Origin of the sequence: Thermus islandicus DSM 21543, assembly GCF_000421625.1 — a bacterium.
Lineage (GTDB): Bacteria > Deinococcota > Deinococci > Deinococcales > Thermaceae > Thermus > Thermus islandicus.
This window is the reverse complement of record NZ_ATXJ01000008.1, coordinates 1-14,419: the sequence shown is the minus strand read 5'-3', so window position 1 is coordinate 14,419 and position 14,419 is coordinate 1. Positions and strand designations below refer to the sequence as shown.

General features: G+C 68.9%; 15 protein-coding genes. 11 read left to right on the top strand and 4 right to left on the bottom strand.

All coding sequences use genetic code 11. The features are described from left to right. The first annotated feature begins 1 nt into the window (after position 1). Complete coding sequence (locus H531_RS0108315) at positions 2 to 1,138, top strand: MFS transporter (RefSeq protein WP_022798894.1); 1,137 nt, start codon at positions 2 to 4, stop codon at positions 1,136 to 1,138. On the opposite strand, the gene H531_RS0108310 is transcribed toward H531_RS0108315, so the two are convergent. After that, on the bottom strand, positions 1,123 to 2,214 hold the full coding sequence (locus H531_RS0108310) for a Fic family protein (protein WP_022798893.1): 1,092 nt from the start codon (positions 2,212 to 2,214) through the stop codon (positions 1,123 to 1,125). The genes H531_RS0108315 and H531_RS0108310 overlap by 16 nt on opposite strands. 108 nt (positions 2,215 to 2,322) lie before the next feature. Between H531_RS0108310 and H531_RS0108305 the strand changes: the two genes are divergently transcribed. Continuing rightward, positions 2,323 to 3,807 (top strand): YifB family Mg chelatase-like AAA ATPase, encoded by a 1,485-nt coding sequence (locus H531_RS0108305; RefSeq protein WP_022798892.1) that lies wholly within the window; start codon positions 2,323 to 2,325, stop codon positions 3,805 to 3,807. Here the strand turns inward: H531_RS0108305 and mgsA are convergent. Beyond that, a complete protein-coding gene (mgsA, locus tag H531_RS0108300; protein ID WP_022798891.1) occupies positions 3,804 to 4,178 on the bottom strand; it encodes a methylglyoxal synthase in 375 nt (124 codons plus the stop codon). The genes H531_RS0108305 and mgsA overlap by 4 nt on opposite strands. Before the next feature lie 22 nt (positions 4,179 to 4,200). On the opposite strand from mgsA, the gene H531_RS0108295 reads away from it, so the two are divergent. The 4 genes from H531_RS0108295 to H531_RS0108280 all read left to right on the top strand — a co-directional run bounded on the left by H531_RS0108295 (position 4,201) and on the right by H531_RS0108280 (position 7,310). Next, on the top strand, positions 4,201 to 5,232 hold the full coding sequence (locus H531_RS0108295; RefSeq protein WP_022798890.1) for a M42 family metallopeptidase: 1,032 nt from the start codon (positions 4,201 to 4,203) through the stop codon (positions 5,230 to 5,232). A 2-nt stretch (positions 5,233 to 5,234) separates the two neighbouring features. After that, complete coding sequence (locus H531_RS0108290; protein WP_022798889.1) at positions 5,235 to 5,552, top strand: nucleotide pyrophosphohydrolase; 318 nt, start codon at positions 5,235 to 5,237, stop codon at positions 5,550 to 5,552. Positions 5,553 to 5,659: 107 nt separating this feature from the next. Further along, entirely contained in the window at positions 5,660 to 6,565 is a 906-nt protein-coding gene (locus tag H531_RS0108285; protein WP_022798888.1) for an ABC transporter ATP-binding protein, read from the top strand. After that, on the top strand, positions 6,558 to 7,310 hold the full coding sequence (locus tag H531_RS0108280; protein ID WP_022798887.1) for a hypothetical protein: 753 nt from the start codon (positions 6,558 to 6,560) through the stop codon (positions 7,308 to 7,310). Before H531_RS0108285 ends, H531_RS0108280 begins: the two co-directional genes overlap by 8 nt. Before the next feature lie 28 nt (positions 7,311 to 7,338). Here the strand turns inward: H531_RS0108280 and H531_RS0108275 are convergent, their stop codons facing one another. Beyond that, a complete protein-coding gene (locus tag H531_RS0108275; RefSeq protein WP_022798886.1) occupies positions 7,339 to 8,874 on the bottom strand; it encodes a carboxypeptidase M32 in 1,536 nt (511 codons plus the stop codon). A 66-nt stretch (positions 8,875 to 8,940) separates the two neighbouring features. Between H531_RS0108275 and H531_RS0108270 the strand changes: the two genes are divergently transcribed. From H531_RS0108270 to H531_RS0108260, 3 genes are read left to right on the top strand one after another with little or no spacing between them, the layout of a single operon-like run. Continuing rightward, entirely contained in the window at positions 8,941 to 10,005 is a 1,065-nt protein-coding gene (locus H531_RS0108270; protein ID WP_022798885.1) for a prepilin peptidase, read from the top strand. Beyond that, on the top strand, positions 9,995 to 10,315 hold the full coding sequence (locus H531_RS12970; protein WP_022798884.1) for a nucleotidyltransferase domain-containing protein: 321 nt from the start codon (positions 9,995 to 9,997) through the stop codon (positions 10,313 to 10,315). Before H531_RS0108270 ends, H531_RS12970 begins: the two co-directional genes overlap by 11 nt. Positions 10,316 to 10,348: 33 nt before the next feature. After that, a complete protein-coding gene (locus H531_RS0108260) occupies positions 10,349 to 11,269 on the top strand; it encodes a nitroreductase family protein (protein WP_022798883.1) in 921 nt (306 codons plus the stop codon). Here the strand turns inward: H531_RS0108260 and H531_RS0108255 are convergent. Then, entirely contained in the window at positions 11,223 to 12,035 is an 813-nt protein-coding gene (locus H531_RS0108255) for a C40 family peptidase (RefSeq protein WP_022798882.1), read from the bottom strand. The two genes, H531_RS0108260 and H531_RS0108255, sit on opposite strands and share 47 nt — an antisense overlap. Positions 12,036 to 12,066: 31 nt before the next feature. Between H531_RS0108255 and H531_RS0108250 the strand changes: the two genes are divergently transcribed. Both H531_RS0108250 and cas1 read left to right on the top strand, forming a co-directional pair. Beyond that, a complete protein-coding gene (locus tag H531_RS0108250) occupies positions 12,067 to 13,272 on the top strand; it encodes a TIGR02710 family CRISPR-associated CARF protein (protein ID WP_022798881.1) in 1,206 nt (401 codons plus the stop codon). Between the two features lie 2 nt (positions 13,273 to 13,274). Next, entirely contained in the window at positions 13,275 to 14,222 is a 948-nt protein-coding gene (gene cas1, locus H531_RS0108245) for a CRISPR-associated endonuclease Cas1 (protein ID WP_022798880.1), read from the top strand. Positions 14,223 to 14,419 lie beyond the last annotated feature (197 nt).

The following is a 14,419-nucleotide window of genomic DNA, read 5'->3' as shown; positions in this document are numbered from 1 at the left end:
CATGGCGGCACGGGTGTTTCTCCTCTTCACCCTGGGCTACTTCCTCTCCTACTTCTACCGTTCGGCGAACGCCGTCCTGGCCAAGGACCTCTCCCAGGAGCTCGGCCTGGGCCCGGCGGAGCTCGGCTTCATGACGAGCCTCTTCTACCTGGCCTTTGCCTCGGTGCAGCTGCCCTTGGGCGGGCTTCTGGACCGGCTCGGGCCCCGGACGGTGACCCCGGCCCTCCTCCTGGTGGCGGCCTTGGGGAGCCTGGTCTTCGGCCTGGCCCATAGCTTCCCCGTCCTGGCGCTGGGCCGGGCCCTGATCGGGGTGGGGATGGCCGCGGCCCTCATGGGCTCCTTGAAGGCCTTTAGCCTGTGGTTTCCCAAAAACTACGCCACGGTCTCCACCCTCCTCGTGGGCCTTGGGGCCACCGGCGGCCTCCTGGCGGCCACCCCCCTCGCCCTCCTCAAGGAGGCCCTGGGCTGGCGCGGGGTCTTCCTCCTGGGGGCAGGGGTGGTGGTCCTGGTGGCCCTCGCCCTCTACCTGGGGGTGCGGAACGCCCCCCCGGGGGTGGCCTGGCCCGGGGGGAAGGAGCAGGGGGGCCTAGGGGAGGTATTGCGGAACGGAAGGCTTCTCCGGGTGGCCTTCCTGGGCTTCGCCTTCACCGGGGGGTTTCTCTCCCTGCAGACGCTTTGGGCCGGGGCCTACGCCTACGCCCTGGGCCTCGAGGCCGTCCAGGTGGGGAACCTCCTCTTCCTCTACTCGGGGCTTGCGGTCTTGGGGTTTCTCGCCTCGGGGTACCTGGCAGACCGGCTGGGCACGGCCCGGGTCCTCCTCGCCTCGGCCCTCCTCTTCGCCCTGGGCCTCCTTCTCCTCCTCCTCAAGGCCCTCGTTCCTGCCTACGCCCTCCTGGGCCTCTTCGGGGCCTTCAACATCCTCACCCTCACCCAGGCCCGGGAGCTGGTGGCGGCCCACCTGGTGGGCCGGGGAACCACCCTGGTGAACCTCTTCGGCATCGGGGGCACCTTCCTCCTGCAGTGGGGCCTCGGGGTGGCGGTGGGGGCCTTGGGGTACGGCCTGGCCTTCGGCGGGCTCCTTGCCCTCCTTCTCCTGGCCCTCGCCCTGTACCTGCCCCTCCTTCAAAGGTCCGGGTGAAAGAGAAGCCGCTGCAGGTCGGCCACCCGCTCCCGCCAGTCAGGCCGGGGAGGGGGGAGCCAGGAAGGCAGAACCGCCGGCCGCTCCCTTGTGCCCAAGAAAAGCCAAGGGTGGGAAAAAAGCCGCTTCTGCCCGCCAGAGCGGTACACCAGAAGCCGGCCCCGGTGGACCCACACGTAAAGCTGGGGCCGAGGCACGCCCAGATCTTGCGCCACCCCATCCAGGGGCTTCAAGTCCTGCCACTGCATCAGGGCTAAGGCAGCCGCCTTTTCCAAGCGGGCGAGGAGGGACTCCCCTAAAAGCGAGGCCAGGGCAACCCAATCCCCCTGGTCCAAAGACCGGATGAGGGCCTGGGGATCGGGAGGAGGAAAACCAGCTTGCAACCCTCGATCCGCCCCTTCCAGGGCCTGGTAGTACCGCTTCCGGTCCGCCTCGCTCAACCCCTTAACTACCAAAGGGGGAAAGCCCTGGTGGATGACCAAATAGTTGAGGAGCAGGCGGCCTACCCTCCCATTCCCATCCCGATAAGGGTGAATGGCCTCAAAAAGGGTGTGGATTTTCGCTATGGCTTCCAGGAACTCCCGTTCCTCCAAAAGGAGCCGGGCCACCCGTACAAAGGCCCTGAGGTACTCCGTGGCCTCGAGGGGAGGGATGACCTTGGCCCCTTGGATGCGGCGCTCTAACCCGTCCGCAGGCCTACCCCGCTCCCGCTCCAGGGGTGTTTCCCTAAAGAGCTGGCCGTGGATGTTGTTGATAAAAGCCAAATCCAGGTGCCAAACTCCCTCCTGAGCGTCCTGGAGCGCCTGCTCGTACACGAACTGGGCGGTGCGAAAGTAGTTAAAAACCTCCGCCGATCCTCTTCGGCCCCTGAGCACCTGGCGCAACTCCCACTCAGCGGCGAAATACCCTTCTATGGCCAAGGAGTGACGGGTGTCCTCCTGGAGCATGTACAACCACTCCTCGTTGGCCACCTGGATAAGGTCCAGTTTCATTCCGCCAAAGCGGTCCAAAAGGGCGCGCCGCTCCTCCAGGGCCCGGCGGATTTTGTTATATGCCTTCTTGTGGCTCCCCTTCACCTCCGACCATTATAGGTCCATCCAGAGCCTAAAGGTTCCCCTTCATTTGGCGTGTTAGCTAACCTCCCCCACCCCTGAAAACTAACAAGTTTGTGGTAAACTCCTTCCATGCTGGCCCAGGCGCGAAGCTACGCCCTCTTCGGTCTGGACGCGGTTCCTGTAACCGTGGAGGTGGACGTAAGCCCCGGGCTTCCCACCTACGCCCTCGTGGGCCTGCCCGACAAGGCGGTGGAGGAGAGCCGGGAGAGGGTCCGGGCCGCCCTTAAAAACGCTGGCTTTCCCTACCCCCAGGCCCGGGTGGTGGTGAACCTGGCCCCGGCGGAGCTCAGGAAGGAGGGAAGCCAGTTTGACCTGCCCATCGCCCTGGGCCTCCTGGCCGCGCAAGGGGTGGTGCCCCTCGAGGCCCTCTTGCCCTTCGCCCTCGCCGGAGAGCTCGGCCTGGACGGGAGCTTGAGGCCCATTCCGGGAGCGGTGAACCTGGCCCTCGGGGCCTTAGCCGAAGGGAAGCGGCTCCTTCTGCCCGAGGAGAGCGCCAAGGAGGCGGCCCTGGTGGAGGGGGTGGAGGTCTACGGGGCGGGGAGCCTGAAGGAGGCCGTGGCCTTCCTGAGGGGGGAGGCACCGCTGGGGAGGGCCGAGCCGGAGGAGGCGCTGGAGGGTCTGGAGGTCCTGGACCTCCGGGACGTGAAGGGGCAGGCCAAGGCCAAGCGCGCCCTGGAGATCGCCGCCGCGGGCCTCCACCACCTCCTCCTGGTGGGCAGCCCAGGCTCGGGGAAGACCATGCTGGCGCGGCGCCTCCCCTTCCTCCTCCCGCCCCTCTCCCAGGAGGCGGCCTTGGAGGTGACCCGGATCCACTCCGCCGCCGGGAGGCCAGTGCGGGGCCTCCTGAAGACCCCCCCTTTCCGCGCCCCCCACCACACGGTGAGCTACGCCGGGCTCATCGGGGGCGGGGCCATCCCCAAGCCGGGAGAGGTTTCCCTGGCCCACCGGGGAGTCCTCTTCCTGGACGAGTTTCCCGAGTTCTCCCGGGAGGCCCTCGAGGCCCTGCGCCAGCCCCTGGAGGACGGGGTGGTGACCGTGGCCCGGGCCCGGGCGAGCCTCACCTTCCCCGCCCGCTTCCTCCTGGTGGCGGCCATGAACCCCTGCCCCTGCGGCTGGCACGGGGACCCCGAGCGCCCCTGCGCCTGCACCCCCCAGGCCCAGAGGCGCTACGCGGGCCGCATCTCCGGGCCCCTTCTGGACCGGTTTGACCTGGTGGTGGAGGTACCCCGCCTCACCCCCGAGGAGCTCGCCCGCGCCCCGGAAGGGGAGGGCACGGAGGCGGTGCGGGAAAGGGTCCTGAGGGCCCGGGAGAGGATGCTCGCCCGCCAGGCCCGCCCCAACGGGGAGCTTTCCGGCAGGGCCCTAAGGGAGCACGCCCGCCTCACCCCGGGCGCCCAGGCCCTTCTCCAGGCAGCCGCCAAGCGGATGCTCCTCTCGGCCCGCTCCTACGACCGCCTCCTCCGGGTGGCCCGCACCGTGGCCGACCTCGAGGGGGCAGAAAGGGTGGAGGAGGCCCACGTGGCCGAGGCCCTGGCCTACCGAAAGGCCCTCTAGAGGAGGCTCCGGAGCCAGAGCACCAGGGCCTCGGCCCCTTGGGGGTTGGTCACCAGGGGCACCCCGTGCACGTTGCAGACCCGCATCAGGGCCTGCACGTCGGGCTCGTGGGGCTTGGGGGTAAGGGGGTCTTGGAAGAAGATCACCGCCAGCACCTGGCCCTCGGCCACCCTGGCCCCGATCTGCTGGTCGCCCCCCAAAGGCCCGGAGAGGACCCGCTCCACGGCAAGCCCCGTGGCCTCCTCTATGCGCTGCCCCGTGGTCCCGGTGGCGAGGAGGGGGAAGCGGGAAAGAAGCTCGCGGTGCCTCTGGCAGAAGGCCACCATCTCCTCCTTCTTGGCATCGTGGGCGATGAGGGCCAAAAACCCCATGCGGGCATTGTACGCTTGAGCTATGAGCTACGCACCCGACCTGGAGTTTCTGGAAAGGCTCCTCCATGCCTCGGGGCCCTCGGGCTTTGAGGAGGAGGCGGCCGAGGTCTTCCTGGAAAGGGCCCGTTCCTTCGCCCAGGTGGAAAGGGACCGGCACGGCAACGCCTACGCCCGCATCCACCCCGGGGGAAAGCCCAAGGTCCTCCTCCTGGGCCACCTGGACGAGATCGGGGTGATCGTGAGCCACGTGGAGGAGAAGGGCTTCCTCCGCCTAAAACCCCTAGGGGGGTGGGACCCGCAGGTGCTGGTGGGCCAGCGCCTGCGCTTTTCGGGGAAGCGGGGGCCGGTGTTCGGCGTGGTGGGCCGGAAGGCCATCCACGTGCTGAAGGAAGAGGAGCGCAAGAAGGCGGTGGAGCTTTCCGAGCTCTTCGCCGACATCGGGGCGGGGAGCAAGGAGGAGGCCCTGGCCCACCTCGAGGTGGGGGCGGTGGGGGTCCTGGACCAGCCCCCCAAGTGGCTTCTCGGGGAGAGGCTCGTCTCCAAGGCCCTGGACAACCGCCTGGGGGCCTTCGTGGTCCTCGAGGCCCTCCGCCTCCTCCAGGGAAGGACCTCCGCCGAGGTGGTGGCGGTGGGCTCGGTGCAGGAGGAGATCGGGGCCTACGGGGCCAGGACCGCCGCCTTCCGGGAAAACCCGGACCTGGCGGTGGTGGTGGACGTGACCCACGACAGCGCCACCCCCGGCATGGACCAGGCCCAGGTGGGGGAGGCGGAGCTGGGCCGGGGGGTGGTCCTGGACGTGGGGCCCTTTGTGGACAAGCAGGTCTTCCGGGGCCTAAAGGAGGCGGCGGAACGGGAGGGCATCCCCTACACCCTCCACGCCCACGGGCGCTGGTCCGGCACCGACGCCGACGAGGTGGCCAAGGTGCGGGAGGGGATCCCCACGGGGATCGTTTCCATCCCCCTGCGCTACATGCACTCCCCCGTGGAGATGGTGGACCTAGAGGACGTCAAGCGGGCGGTGCGGCTCCTCGCCGCCTTTGTGGCGGGGGTGTAGCCGTGCTCACCTTCAAGGAGGCCCAAGAAAGGGTGGACGCCTGGATCTCCTCATTCCAGGAGGGCTACTTCCCTCCCCTCCTCCTGCTGGCCCGCCTCACGGAGGAGCTTGGGGAGGTGGCCCGGGTCCTGGCCCACCGCCACGGCAAGAAGCCGAAGCCAGGGGAAGAGGAAGGGGACCTGGCCATGGAGCTCGCCGACCTCCTCTTCGTCCTCATCTCCCTGGCCAACCGGGAGGGGATTGACCTCGAGGAAGCCTTTCTCAAGGCCATGGAGAAGTACCGCTCCCGGGACAGCGGGCGCTGGACCAAGAAAGGATGAGGCCCGCTAGATAGGAGGCCCTGGCCAGGGTTGGTGGAGAAGCCCTTTGGGGGGCTTTTGCGGAAGCGGGGTACGTAGCGGGCCCGCCCGAGCCTTAGAATGGGCCCATGGGAGATCCCCTCCTCGAGGCCCGGGGGCTTTACAAGCGCTTCGGCGCCCTGGAAGCGGTCAAAGGCGTGAGCCTCGCCCTGCGCCCGGGGGAGATCCTGGCCTTTCTGGGTAAAAACGGGGCGGGCAAAACCACCACGGTGAAGATGCTTGCGGGCCTCCTCCTCCCCGACCGGGGGGAGGTGCGCCTCCTGGGGAAGGACCCCGGCCGGGACCCCTGGGCCCTCCGCCACCTGGGGGCGGTGCTGGAAGGCAACCGCAACGTCTACTGGCGCCTTACCCCCCTGGAAAACCTGGTCTACTTCGGGGTGGCCCGGGGGCTCTCCCTGGGGGCGGCCCGCAGGCGGGCCCTGGTCCTCCTGGAGGAATACGGCCTTTGGGAGAAGGCCCGGGTGGAGGTGCGTCACCTCTCCCGCGGGATGCAGCAGAAGCTCGCCCTCCTCCAGGCCCTGGTGCACGACCCCGAGGTGCTCCTCCTGGATGAGCCCACCCTGGGCCTGGATGTGGAGACCGCCCTTTTGGTCCAGGAAAAGGTGCGGGCCCTGGCGAAGGGGGGCAAGGCCGTCCTCCTCACCACCCACCAGCTTTCCGCGGCCGAGGCCTTGGCCGACCGGGTGGCCATCATCCACCGGGGAAGCCTGGTGTTGGAGGGGGAAAAGCAGGCCCTTCTCTCCCGCTTTGCCGGGGAGCACTACGTCCTGGAGCTGGAGGTCTCCCCACCCGCCGAGGTCCTAAGCCGCCTCCGGTCCCTGGGCGTGGAAGGGGAAGGGCCTTTTCTCTTCCGGGGGGACGGGGAAGCGCTGTGGCGGGTGCTGGAGGCGGTGAAGCCCCTGCCCCTGAGGCGGGTGGCCAAGGCCGAGGCGGATCTCCTGGAGGTCTTCTTAAGGGTGGTGGCCCGTGCTTGACCTTTTCCTGGCAGAGTTCTGGCGGAGCCTCCTCACCTTACGCCGCTATCCCCTGGAGCTCGTGGGGGGGGTGGTGACCCTGAGCCTCCTCTTCTACCTCCTCTTCCTGGGGGCCCGGTTCTTGGCGGGGCCGGGCGCGGAGTTCGGGGACAGGCTCGAGGCCGTGCTGGCGGGCTATCTCCTGTGGACCTTTACCCTCTCCTCCTACAACAGCCTCTCCTTCGGCCTCATGGAAGAGGCCCAGACGGGCACCCTGGAGCAGGTCTTCCTCACCCCCTACGGCCCCATCCCCCTCTTCCTGGTGCGCAACCTGGCAGGCCTCCTCACCCAGGGCCTCCTGGTCCTCCTGGTGGGCCTGACGCTCATGGCCCTCACCGGGGCCCGCCTGGCCTTCACCCCGGGAGGGGTCCTGCCCTTTTTGGTCGTGGTCCTGGGGGGGTACGGCCTGGGCTTCGCCATGGCCTCCCTGGCCCTCCTCTTTAAGCGGGTAGGGCAGCTTTTGGGGCTCTCCCAGTTCCTTCTCCTCTTCCTCCTGCAGGCGCCGGGAAGCGGGGTGTTCCTCTTCGTGCCCCTGGCCCCGGGAGCGGCCCTGGCCCGCAGGATGCTGGCGGAGGGGGCTCCCCTGGAAGCTTGGAGCCTGGGGCTGGCCTTCCTGAATAGCCTCGCCTACTTCCTCCTGGGGCTCTTCCTCTTCCGGAGGGCGGTCAGGCGGGCCAAGCGGCTCGGGCTTCTCCATGGCTACTAGGCCCCCACCCGGGCCGCGCGGGGCCCCCTTAGAGGCCGTAGAGAGCGGTGTACTTCCTCTCCAGGTACGTTAGGAAGGGGCGCTCGCTGGGAGGAGCGCCGGTAACCCGCTCCATCAGGGCACGGGGCCTGTACCGGCTCCCCTCGGCGTGGATCTTGGCGCGGGACCAGTCCAGGAAGGGCCGGAACTCCCCCCGGGCGAACAGGGGCTCGAGGGGGCCGAGCTCCTCTTGGGCCTTGGCGAAGAACTGGGCGGCGTAAAGGTTGCCCAGGGTGTAGGTGGGGAAGTAACCGAACATCCCCCCCGACCAATGCACGTCCTGCATGACCCCGTCCTTGTAGTCCTTAGGGGCCACCCCCAGGTAGGCCCGGTACCGCTCCTCCCAAGCCCCAGGGAGGTCTTCTAGGGCAAGCTCCCCCCTGAAGAGGGCGAGCTCCAGCTCCAGGCGCACCAGGATATGGAGGTTGTAGGTGACCTCGTCCGCCTCCACCCGGATCAGGGAGGGCTCCACAGCGTTCACGGCAAGGTGGAAGTCCTTTAGGTGCACGTCCTTTAGGCTCGGGAACACCTCCTGGGCCCGGGGGAAGAAGCGCTCCCAGAAGCCCAAGGAGCGGCCCACCAGGTTCTCCCAGGTGCGGCTTTGGGACTCGTGGACCCCCAGGGAGACCGCCTCCCCCCTGGGGGTGCCCCAGTGCTCCTTGGGCAGGCCCTGCTCGTAGAGGGCGTGGCCCATCTCGTGGAGGGTGCCGAAGATGCCGGCGTTGAAGAAGTCCTGGTAGTAGCGGGTGGTGATGCGCACGTCCCCGGGGCCGATGGCGATGGCAAAGGGATGAGCGGTGGGGTCCAGGCGGCCCGCCTCGAGGTCGTAGCCGCAGGCCTTGAGGAGCTCCAGGGCAAAGCCCCTTTGCGCCTCGGCGGGGAAGGGGCGGTGCAGGAGGCCCGTGTCGGGCCTCCGCCCGCTCCCCAGGATGCGGTCCAGAAGGCCCCGAAGCCCCTGCCGCAGGCGGGCGAAAAGGGGCTCGAGGTCCTTGGCCCTTGCCCCGGGCTCGTACCCGTCCAGAAGGGCATCGTAAACCTCCCCAAAGGGGGGGTCCAGGGGGTCCGGCCCCACCCCCATCAGGATCTCGGCCTCCTCCCGCACCAGGGCGTAGAGGCGCCGCAAGTAGGGCAGGAAGCCCTTCCAGTCGTCCTGGGGGCGGAGGGCCTCCCAGGCGGTCTCCCCCTCGCTTCTGGCCTGGGCCAGCTCCACGGCGAGCCTCTCGGGAATGGCCCGGGCCCGCTCATAGGCGAGCCTCCAGGCCCGGACGTTCACCGCGGCGTCGGAGAGGGGGTCCTGGACCAGGGGGCTTCCCTCCACTCCTCCAAGCCACTCCCCGATCCTGGGGTCCGTCATCCGCTGGTGGAGGAGCCGGGCCAGGGCGGCCATCTGCTGGGCCCGGTGCTCGTGGCCCTTTTTGGGGATCATGGTGCGCTGGTCCCAGGCGGCGAGGGCCCCCAAAGAGGCGAGGTAGGCGGTTTCCCTCTGGAACTCCAGGAGGTTTTGGTAAGCGGTTTCCGGCGTCACGGAGCTATCCTACACCCGAACCCTTCAAAGCCCTGTGAAAGCCAGGCTACCCCGTAGAATGCCCTTATGTGGTCCCTCTTCGCCCTGCTTTTGGGCCTTGCGGTGGGCTCTTTTCTGAACGTGGTGATCCACCGCCTCCCCCGGGGGGAGTCCTTGGTTTTCCCTTCCTCCCGCTGCCCCCAGTGCGGCCACCCTTTGGGCCCCTTAGACCTCGTCCCCGTCCTCTCCTACCTCCTCCTCAAGGGGCGGTGCCGCTATTGCGCCCGTCCCATCTCCCCCCGCTACCCCCTGGTGGAGGCCCTGACCGGGGGGCTTTTCCTCCTGGCCAGCCGCTTTTACCCCCCAGGGGTGGAGGCCTTCCTGGTCTTCGCCTTCCTGGCCCTCCTGGTGGCCCTCTCCTTCTTGGACCTGGACACCTTTGAGCTTCCCGACGCCCTCACCTACGGCCTCCTCTTCCTGGGGCTTTTCGCCTCCTGGCTCTTCGCCTTTCCCCTGCCCTTCCGGGAGAGCCTGGACGGAAGCCTCATGGCCGCCGGGGGGCTTGGCCTGGTGGCAGGGTACGCAAACCTCTTCCTGAGGCGCTTCAGGGAGGGTAGGGCCGAGGTCCCCGTGGGGCCCCACCAGGTGCACATGGCGGCCCTCTTCGGGGCGCTTTGGGGGGCGGGGGTGGGGATGGCCCTCGCCTTCCTCACCTGGGGGCTTTCCGCCCGCACCGGGCGGCCCGTGGTCCTCCCCGACCGGATGACCCTTCCCCTCCTGCCCCTTTCCCTCCTCCTCGCCCCGGCCCTGGGGCTAGACCTGCTGGAAAGCCTAAAGGGAAGCCTCCTCGCCGCCGGGGGCCTGGCCCTCGCCGGGGGGCTCTACTGGGCCTTCCGGCCCCTTCCTGAGGAGGAAGAGGAGCCCGTGGCCCTGGGCTACGGGGACGTGAAGCTCCTGGGGGCCCTTGGCGCTTGGCTTGGACCCTACGCCTTCCTGGCGCTTTTCCTCGGGGTCTTCGCTGGGGCCCTCTTTGGCCTCCTTTTCCGGCAGCGGAAGCTCCCCTTCGGCCCCTACCTGGCCCTCGGGGGGGTGGTGGCCCTCTTCTTCGGGGAGGCCCTCTGGAAGGCCTACCTGCGCTTCCTTGGCCTCTAGCGCCCTGCTAAGAAAGCTCCTGCAAGGGCTTCCCATTCCCCTCACACGGGCGCTCCTTTTCGGATCCCGGGCCCGGGGCGAAGCCCTGGAGGAGAGCGACTGGGACCTCCTCGTGGTCTCCCCCGCCTTTCGGGGCATGGACTACCTGAGCCGGGTCCAGCTCCTGTACCGCCTCCTTCCCCTGAGGAACGTGGACTACGTGGCGCTCACCCCCGAGGAGTGGGAAGCCCGCAAGGGGGAGATCGGCCTTGTGGGGGAGGCCGCCCGGGAAGGCCTTGTCCTTCTGGGCGAAGGGACCCCAGTGGGTTGACCCCAGGCCAGCCCAAGGCTTTATCCTTCCCCCATGGACCTCACCCCCATACTGGCGAAAAGGCGAAGCGTCCGCCGCTTCAAGCCCGTGCCCATCCCCGAGGAGGACTTAGAGAAGCTCCTCTTTGCCCTCCAGCGAGCCCCCACCGACGCCAGCGCCCAGCTCTACTCCGCAATCCGCATAAGGGACCCGAGGCTTAGGGAGGAGATCGCAAGGCTTTCCGGGGACCAGGAGCACATCCGACAGGCCGCCGAGTTCTTCCTCCTCCTGGCCGACGTCCACCGCCTCGAGCGCCTCCTCGCCCACCGGGGGCAGCGGATGGCCTTTTGGCCCAGGACCGCCCTCCACTTCGCCCTTTTGGACGCGGGGCTCGCCGGGGCCTACCTCGCCCTCACCGCCGAGGCCATGGGCTACGGGGTCTGCTTCATCGGTGGGGTGCTCAACGGCATTGAGGCCCTGGTGGACCTCCTCGGGCTTCCCCCTGGGGTCCTGCCGGTGGCGGGGCTCGCCGTGGGCGTGCCCGACGAGGAAGGCCCCCCTAGGCCTAGGCTTCCCCGGAGGCTCGTGGTCCACGAGGACCGCTACCGCCCCTACGCCGAGGAGGACCTGGAAGAGGCCTACCGGGCCATGGCCCCCTACAGCCGGGTAGGGGACTGGAACCGCATCCTGCGGCGCTACTTCGCCGAGGGGGGCACCATGGAGGCCAGGGAAGGGCCCTACGGCCGCACCCTTGCCCGGCAGGGCCTGGACCCGGACCTCCCCCCGGGGGCCTCCTTCTACTCCCTGGGGGCCCTCCTGGAGGAGGCCTTGGAGGAGGCCCGGGCCGTGCTTTTCCGCAAAGGCGAGGCCTGGCTGGAGGAAGAGGCGCGGGCCTTCCGGGGCGAGGGGAGGCCGGGGGAGGCCCTCCTCACCGCCCTGCGGAAGGCCCGGGGGGAGGTGCCGGACTGGCCATGACCCGCCTCGCCCCCCGGTAGGCCTTCTGATAGAAGGGCGCCTCGAGGCTCTCAATCACCACCCGGCTCCCGTAACTGCTGGCGTGGGCGAACACCTTTCGGCCCAGGTAGACCCCCACGTGGTCCACCTCCTTCCCCCCGAAGCTGAAGAAGACCAAGTCCCCGGGGCGAGGCTCCTCTACCGGGGAGAGGAGCTGGTACTGCTCCCTCGAGGTCCGGGGCAGGGCCACCCCCAGCTCGGCGTAAACCTGGGCCACAAAGGCGGAGCAGTCTAGGGCCAAAGGGGAGTTCGCCCCGTACTTGTAGGGCACGCCCAGGTAGCGGAGCACGATTCGGAGGAGGGGGCTTTCCGGGTCGTAGTCCTCGGGCGGGGTATCGCCTCCCGGAGGCGGGGAGGGGCCGCTTTCGGCCTGGGCTTGGGGGAGTGCGGTGGCCCCCCCGGGAAGGAGAAGCCTCTGGCCCACCTTGAGCTCCGCCGAGGCGAGGCCATTGAGGCGCATGAGCTCCTCCACCGTGGTCCCGTAGCGCCGGGCGATGGAATAAAGGGTATCCCCGGGGGCCACCACGTGCACCCGGCCCTTCTCGGGAAGCCGGAGCACCTGCCCGGGCTGGAGGAGGAAGCTCGCAAGCCCGTTCAGGCGCATGAGCTCCTCCACCGTGGTCCCATAGCGCCGCGCCAGGGAAAAGAGGGTGTCCCCGGGGGCCACGGTGTGGGTGGGCTGGGCCAGGGCAAGGCCGAAGGCCAGGACCAAGGCCACCTTTCGCATGGGTCCATTCTACCCGGGCCATAATGGGGGCATGAAGGTCCTCATCCTCACCGTGGGGACCACCCGGGACCCCCTGGAGGTAGCCTTAGCCGAGCACGCCCCCGAGGGGGTGGTCTTCCTGGCCAGCCAGGAGAGCCACCCCGTGGCCGCAGAGCTTCTAAGGGACTACGGCAACTCCTTCCGCCACCACACCCTCCTCCTGGAGGACGCGGAAAGCCTCCTCGAGGCCTACCAAAAGGCCCTACGGGCCTTGAGGAAGGCCCTGGAGTGGGAGGCGAAGGCCATCGTGGCCGACCTCACCGGGGGCACCAAGCCCATGGCAGCGGGCCTCGCCCTGGCCCTCACGGGGAGGGGGGTGGTTTTCAGCTACGTGGGCGGGCAGCAACGGGACCCTGGCACAAGCCGGGTTCTCTCCGGCCACGAAAGGCTCCGTCTCCTCGAGGACCCCACGGCCCGCTTCGGCCTCCGGGAGTGGGCGGGCTTTACCCGAGCCTGGAACGGGCTGAACCTGGGAGCGGCCAGCTACGAGTTGGAAGAGCTCTTGAAAAAGCCCCTGTCCCCTTCGGAAACCCGCTTCTACGGGGCCATGAAGGGCGTAGTGGAGGGGCTTATGGAGTGGGACCGCTTCCGGCACCAGGAGGCTTTGAGGAGGCTTTCCGCCCACCTCCCCGTGGCCCTGGCGGTGGCCGAGGCCTGGGGGCATGGGGGCAAGGTGCGGGTGCTCCAGGCCCTGGAGGACCTCCTCCCCCACCTCGAGGCCATCGTGAAGGCCGGGGGCAAACCCACCTTCGCCCTCCTCCAGGACCTCCTGGCCAACGCCGCGCGCCGCGCCGAACTCGGCCGCTTTGACGACGCCTTAGCCCGGCTGTACCGGGCGCTGGAGCTCGTGGTGGAAGTAGACGTGTACGAACGCCTGGGCCTTGTCCTAAAAGACCCCACTACCTGGCCCGAAGGCTTTCCCGAGGGGCTAAAGGAACGCATCCTCAAGCCCAGAGGCCTCATGGACCTCCTGGAGGCGGCCTTTGACCTGGACCTGGCCTTCGGCCAGAAGGGCACCCTGGCCCAGCGCCTCTACGGAGCGAAGAACCGGCTCCAGGCCCTCCTCCAAAAGCGGCACGAGAGCATCCTGGCCCACGGCACAAGACCTGTGGAGCGGGAGGACTACGAGCGCCTGTGGGACTTCCTTGCCGGGCTGGACGAAAGGGTCACGCCCCTTCCCCCCTGGCCCAAGTTCTAGCCATGACCGTTCACCTGACCCGCCAGGGGAGCGTCCTGCGCCTGCGCCAGGGGCGGCTCCTCCTGGAGGAAGAGGGGGTGGAGGTGGGAAGCTTCCCCGCCCGCCAGGTGCGGCGCGTGGCCGTCTGGGGCAACGTGCGCCTCTCCACCCCCGCCCTGGTCTTCCTTCTCCGGCAGGGGGTGCCGGTCTTCTTCCTCTCCCTGGAGGGCTCTCTCCACGGGGTGGCAGGGGCCTTCCCCGACCCCCACCCAGGCCACCTCCGGGCCCAGTTTGGGGCCGAGGCCCTTCCCTTGGCCCGGGCCTTTGTGGTGGGCAAGCTCCGCTCCGCCCTCACCCTCCTGGAGCGCCACGGCCTTCCCGAGGCCGAGGAGGTGGCCCAGGCCCTCGCCCGGGCCGGGGAGGCCCGGAGGCTGGAGAGCCTCCGGGGAGCGGAGGGGGAAGGAAGCCGGGCCTACTTCCAGGGGTTAGGCCGCCTCCTCACCGCCCAAGGCTTTGGGGGGCGCGCCCGCAGGCCCCCTAGGGACCCGGTGAACGCCGCCCTCTCCTACGGCTACGCCCTCCTCCTGGGGCGTGTTCTGGTGGCGGTGCGCCTGGCGGGGCTCCACCCCGAGGTGGGCTTCCTCCACGCCGAGGGGCGGCGGAGCCCCGCCCTGGCCCTGGACCTCATGGAGGAGTTCCGGGTGCCCGCCGTGGACCAGGTGGTCCTCTCCGCCTTCCGGAGGGGGCACCTCACCCCGGCCCACGCCGAGGCGCGGGAGGGGGGCGTGTACCTGAACGAGGAGGGCCGGAGGCGGCTCATAGAGCTCTTGGAGGGCCGCCTCCTGGAGGAGGTGGCCCACCCCCTGGGTTTCCGCAAGCCCCTGGGGGAACTGATAGAGCTCCAGGCCCAGCGCCTGAAGGCCGCCCTTTTGGGACGGGGGCGCTACAGTCCTTTTTACCTGTGGCGATAGGGCGGGCCTTTGCTACACTTGTCAGCAAAATTACGATGCAACTGGCTTTCTTTGGGCTTTGAAAAACAAAGCGCCGTCCAAGAGCTCTTTCCTCACCGAAATTTTGACCTGGCCCAAGGTTGCGGTGTGTGCTATACTCCCCCTAACCCGGACCTCCGGGTGGGGATCTTGAAAGCCGGTTTTTCCCTTGGGGATGG

Coding starts and splice junctions, on each gene's coding strand:
- H531_RS0108315 (WP_022798894.1), top strand. CDS start 2: ATGGCGGCACGGGTGTTTCTCCTCTTCACCCTGGGCTACTTCCTCTCC.
- H531_RS0108305 (WP_022798892.1), top strand. CDS start 2,323: ATGCTGGCCCAGGCGCGAAGCTACGCCCTCTTCGGTCTGGACGCGGTT.
- mgsA (WP_022798891.1), bottom strand. CDS start 4,178: ATGGGGTTTTTGGCCCTCATCGCCCACGATGCCAAGAAGGAGGAGATG.
- H531_RS0108295 (WP_022798890.1), top strand. CDS start 4,201: ATGAGCTACGCACCCGACCTGGAGTTTCTGGAAAGGCTCCTCCATGCC.
- H531_RS0108285 (WP_022798888.1), top strand. CDS start 5,660: ATGGGAGATCCCCTCCTCGAGGCCCGGGGGCTTTACAAGCGCTTCGGC.
- H531_RS0108270 (WP_022798885.1), top strand. CDS start 8,941: ATGTGGTCCCTCTTCGCCCTGCTTTTGGGCCTTGCGGTGGGCTCTTTT.
- H531_RS0108260 (WP_022798883.1), top strand. CDS start 10,349: ATGGACCTCACCCCCATACTGGCGAAAAGGCGAAGCGTCCGCCGCTTC.
- H531_RS0108255 (WP_022798882.1), bottom strand. CDS start 12,035: ATGCGAAAGGTGGCCTTGGTCCTGGCCTTCGGCCTTGCCCTGGCCCAG.
- H531_RS0108250 (WP_022798881.1), top strand. CDS start 12,067: ATGAAGGTCCTCATCCTCACCGTGGGGACCACCCGGGACCCCCTGGAG.
- cas1 (WP_022798880.1), top strand. CDS start 13,275: ATGACCGTTCACCTGACCCGCCAGGGGAGCGTCCTGCGCCTGCGCCAG.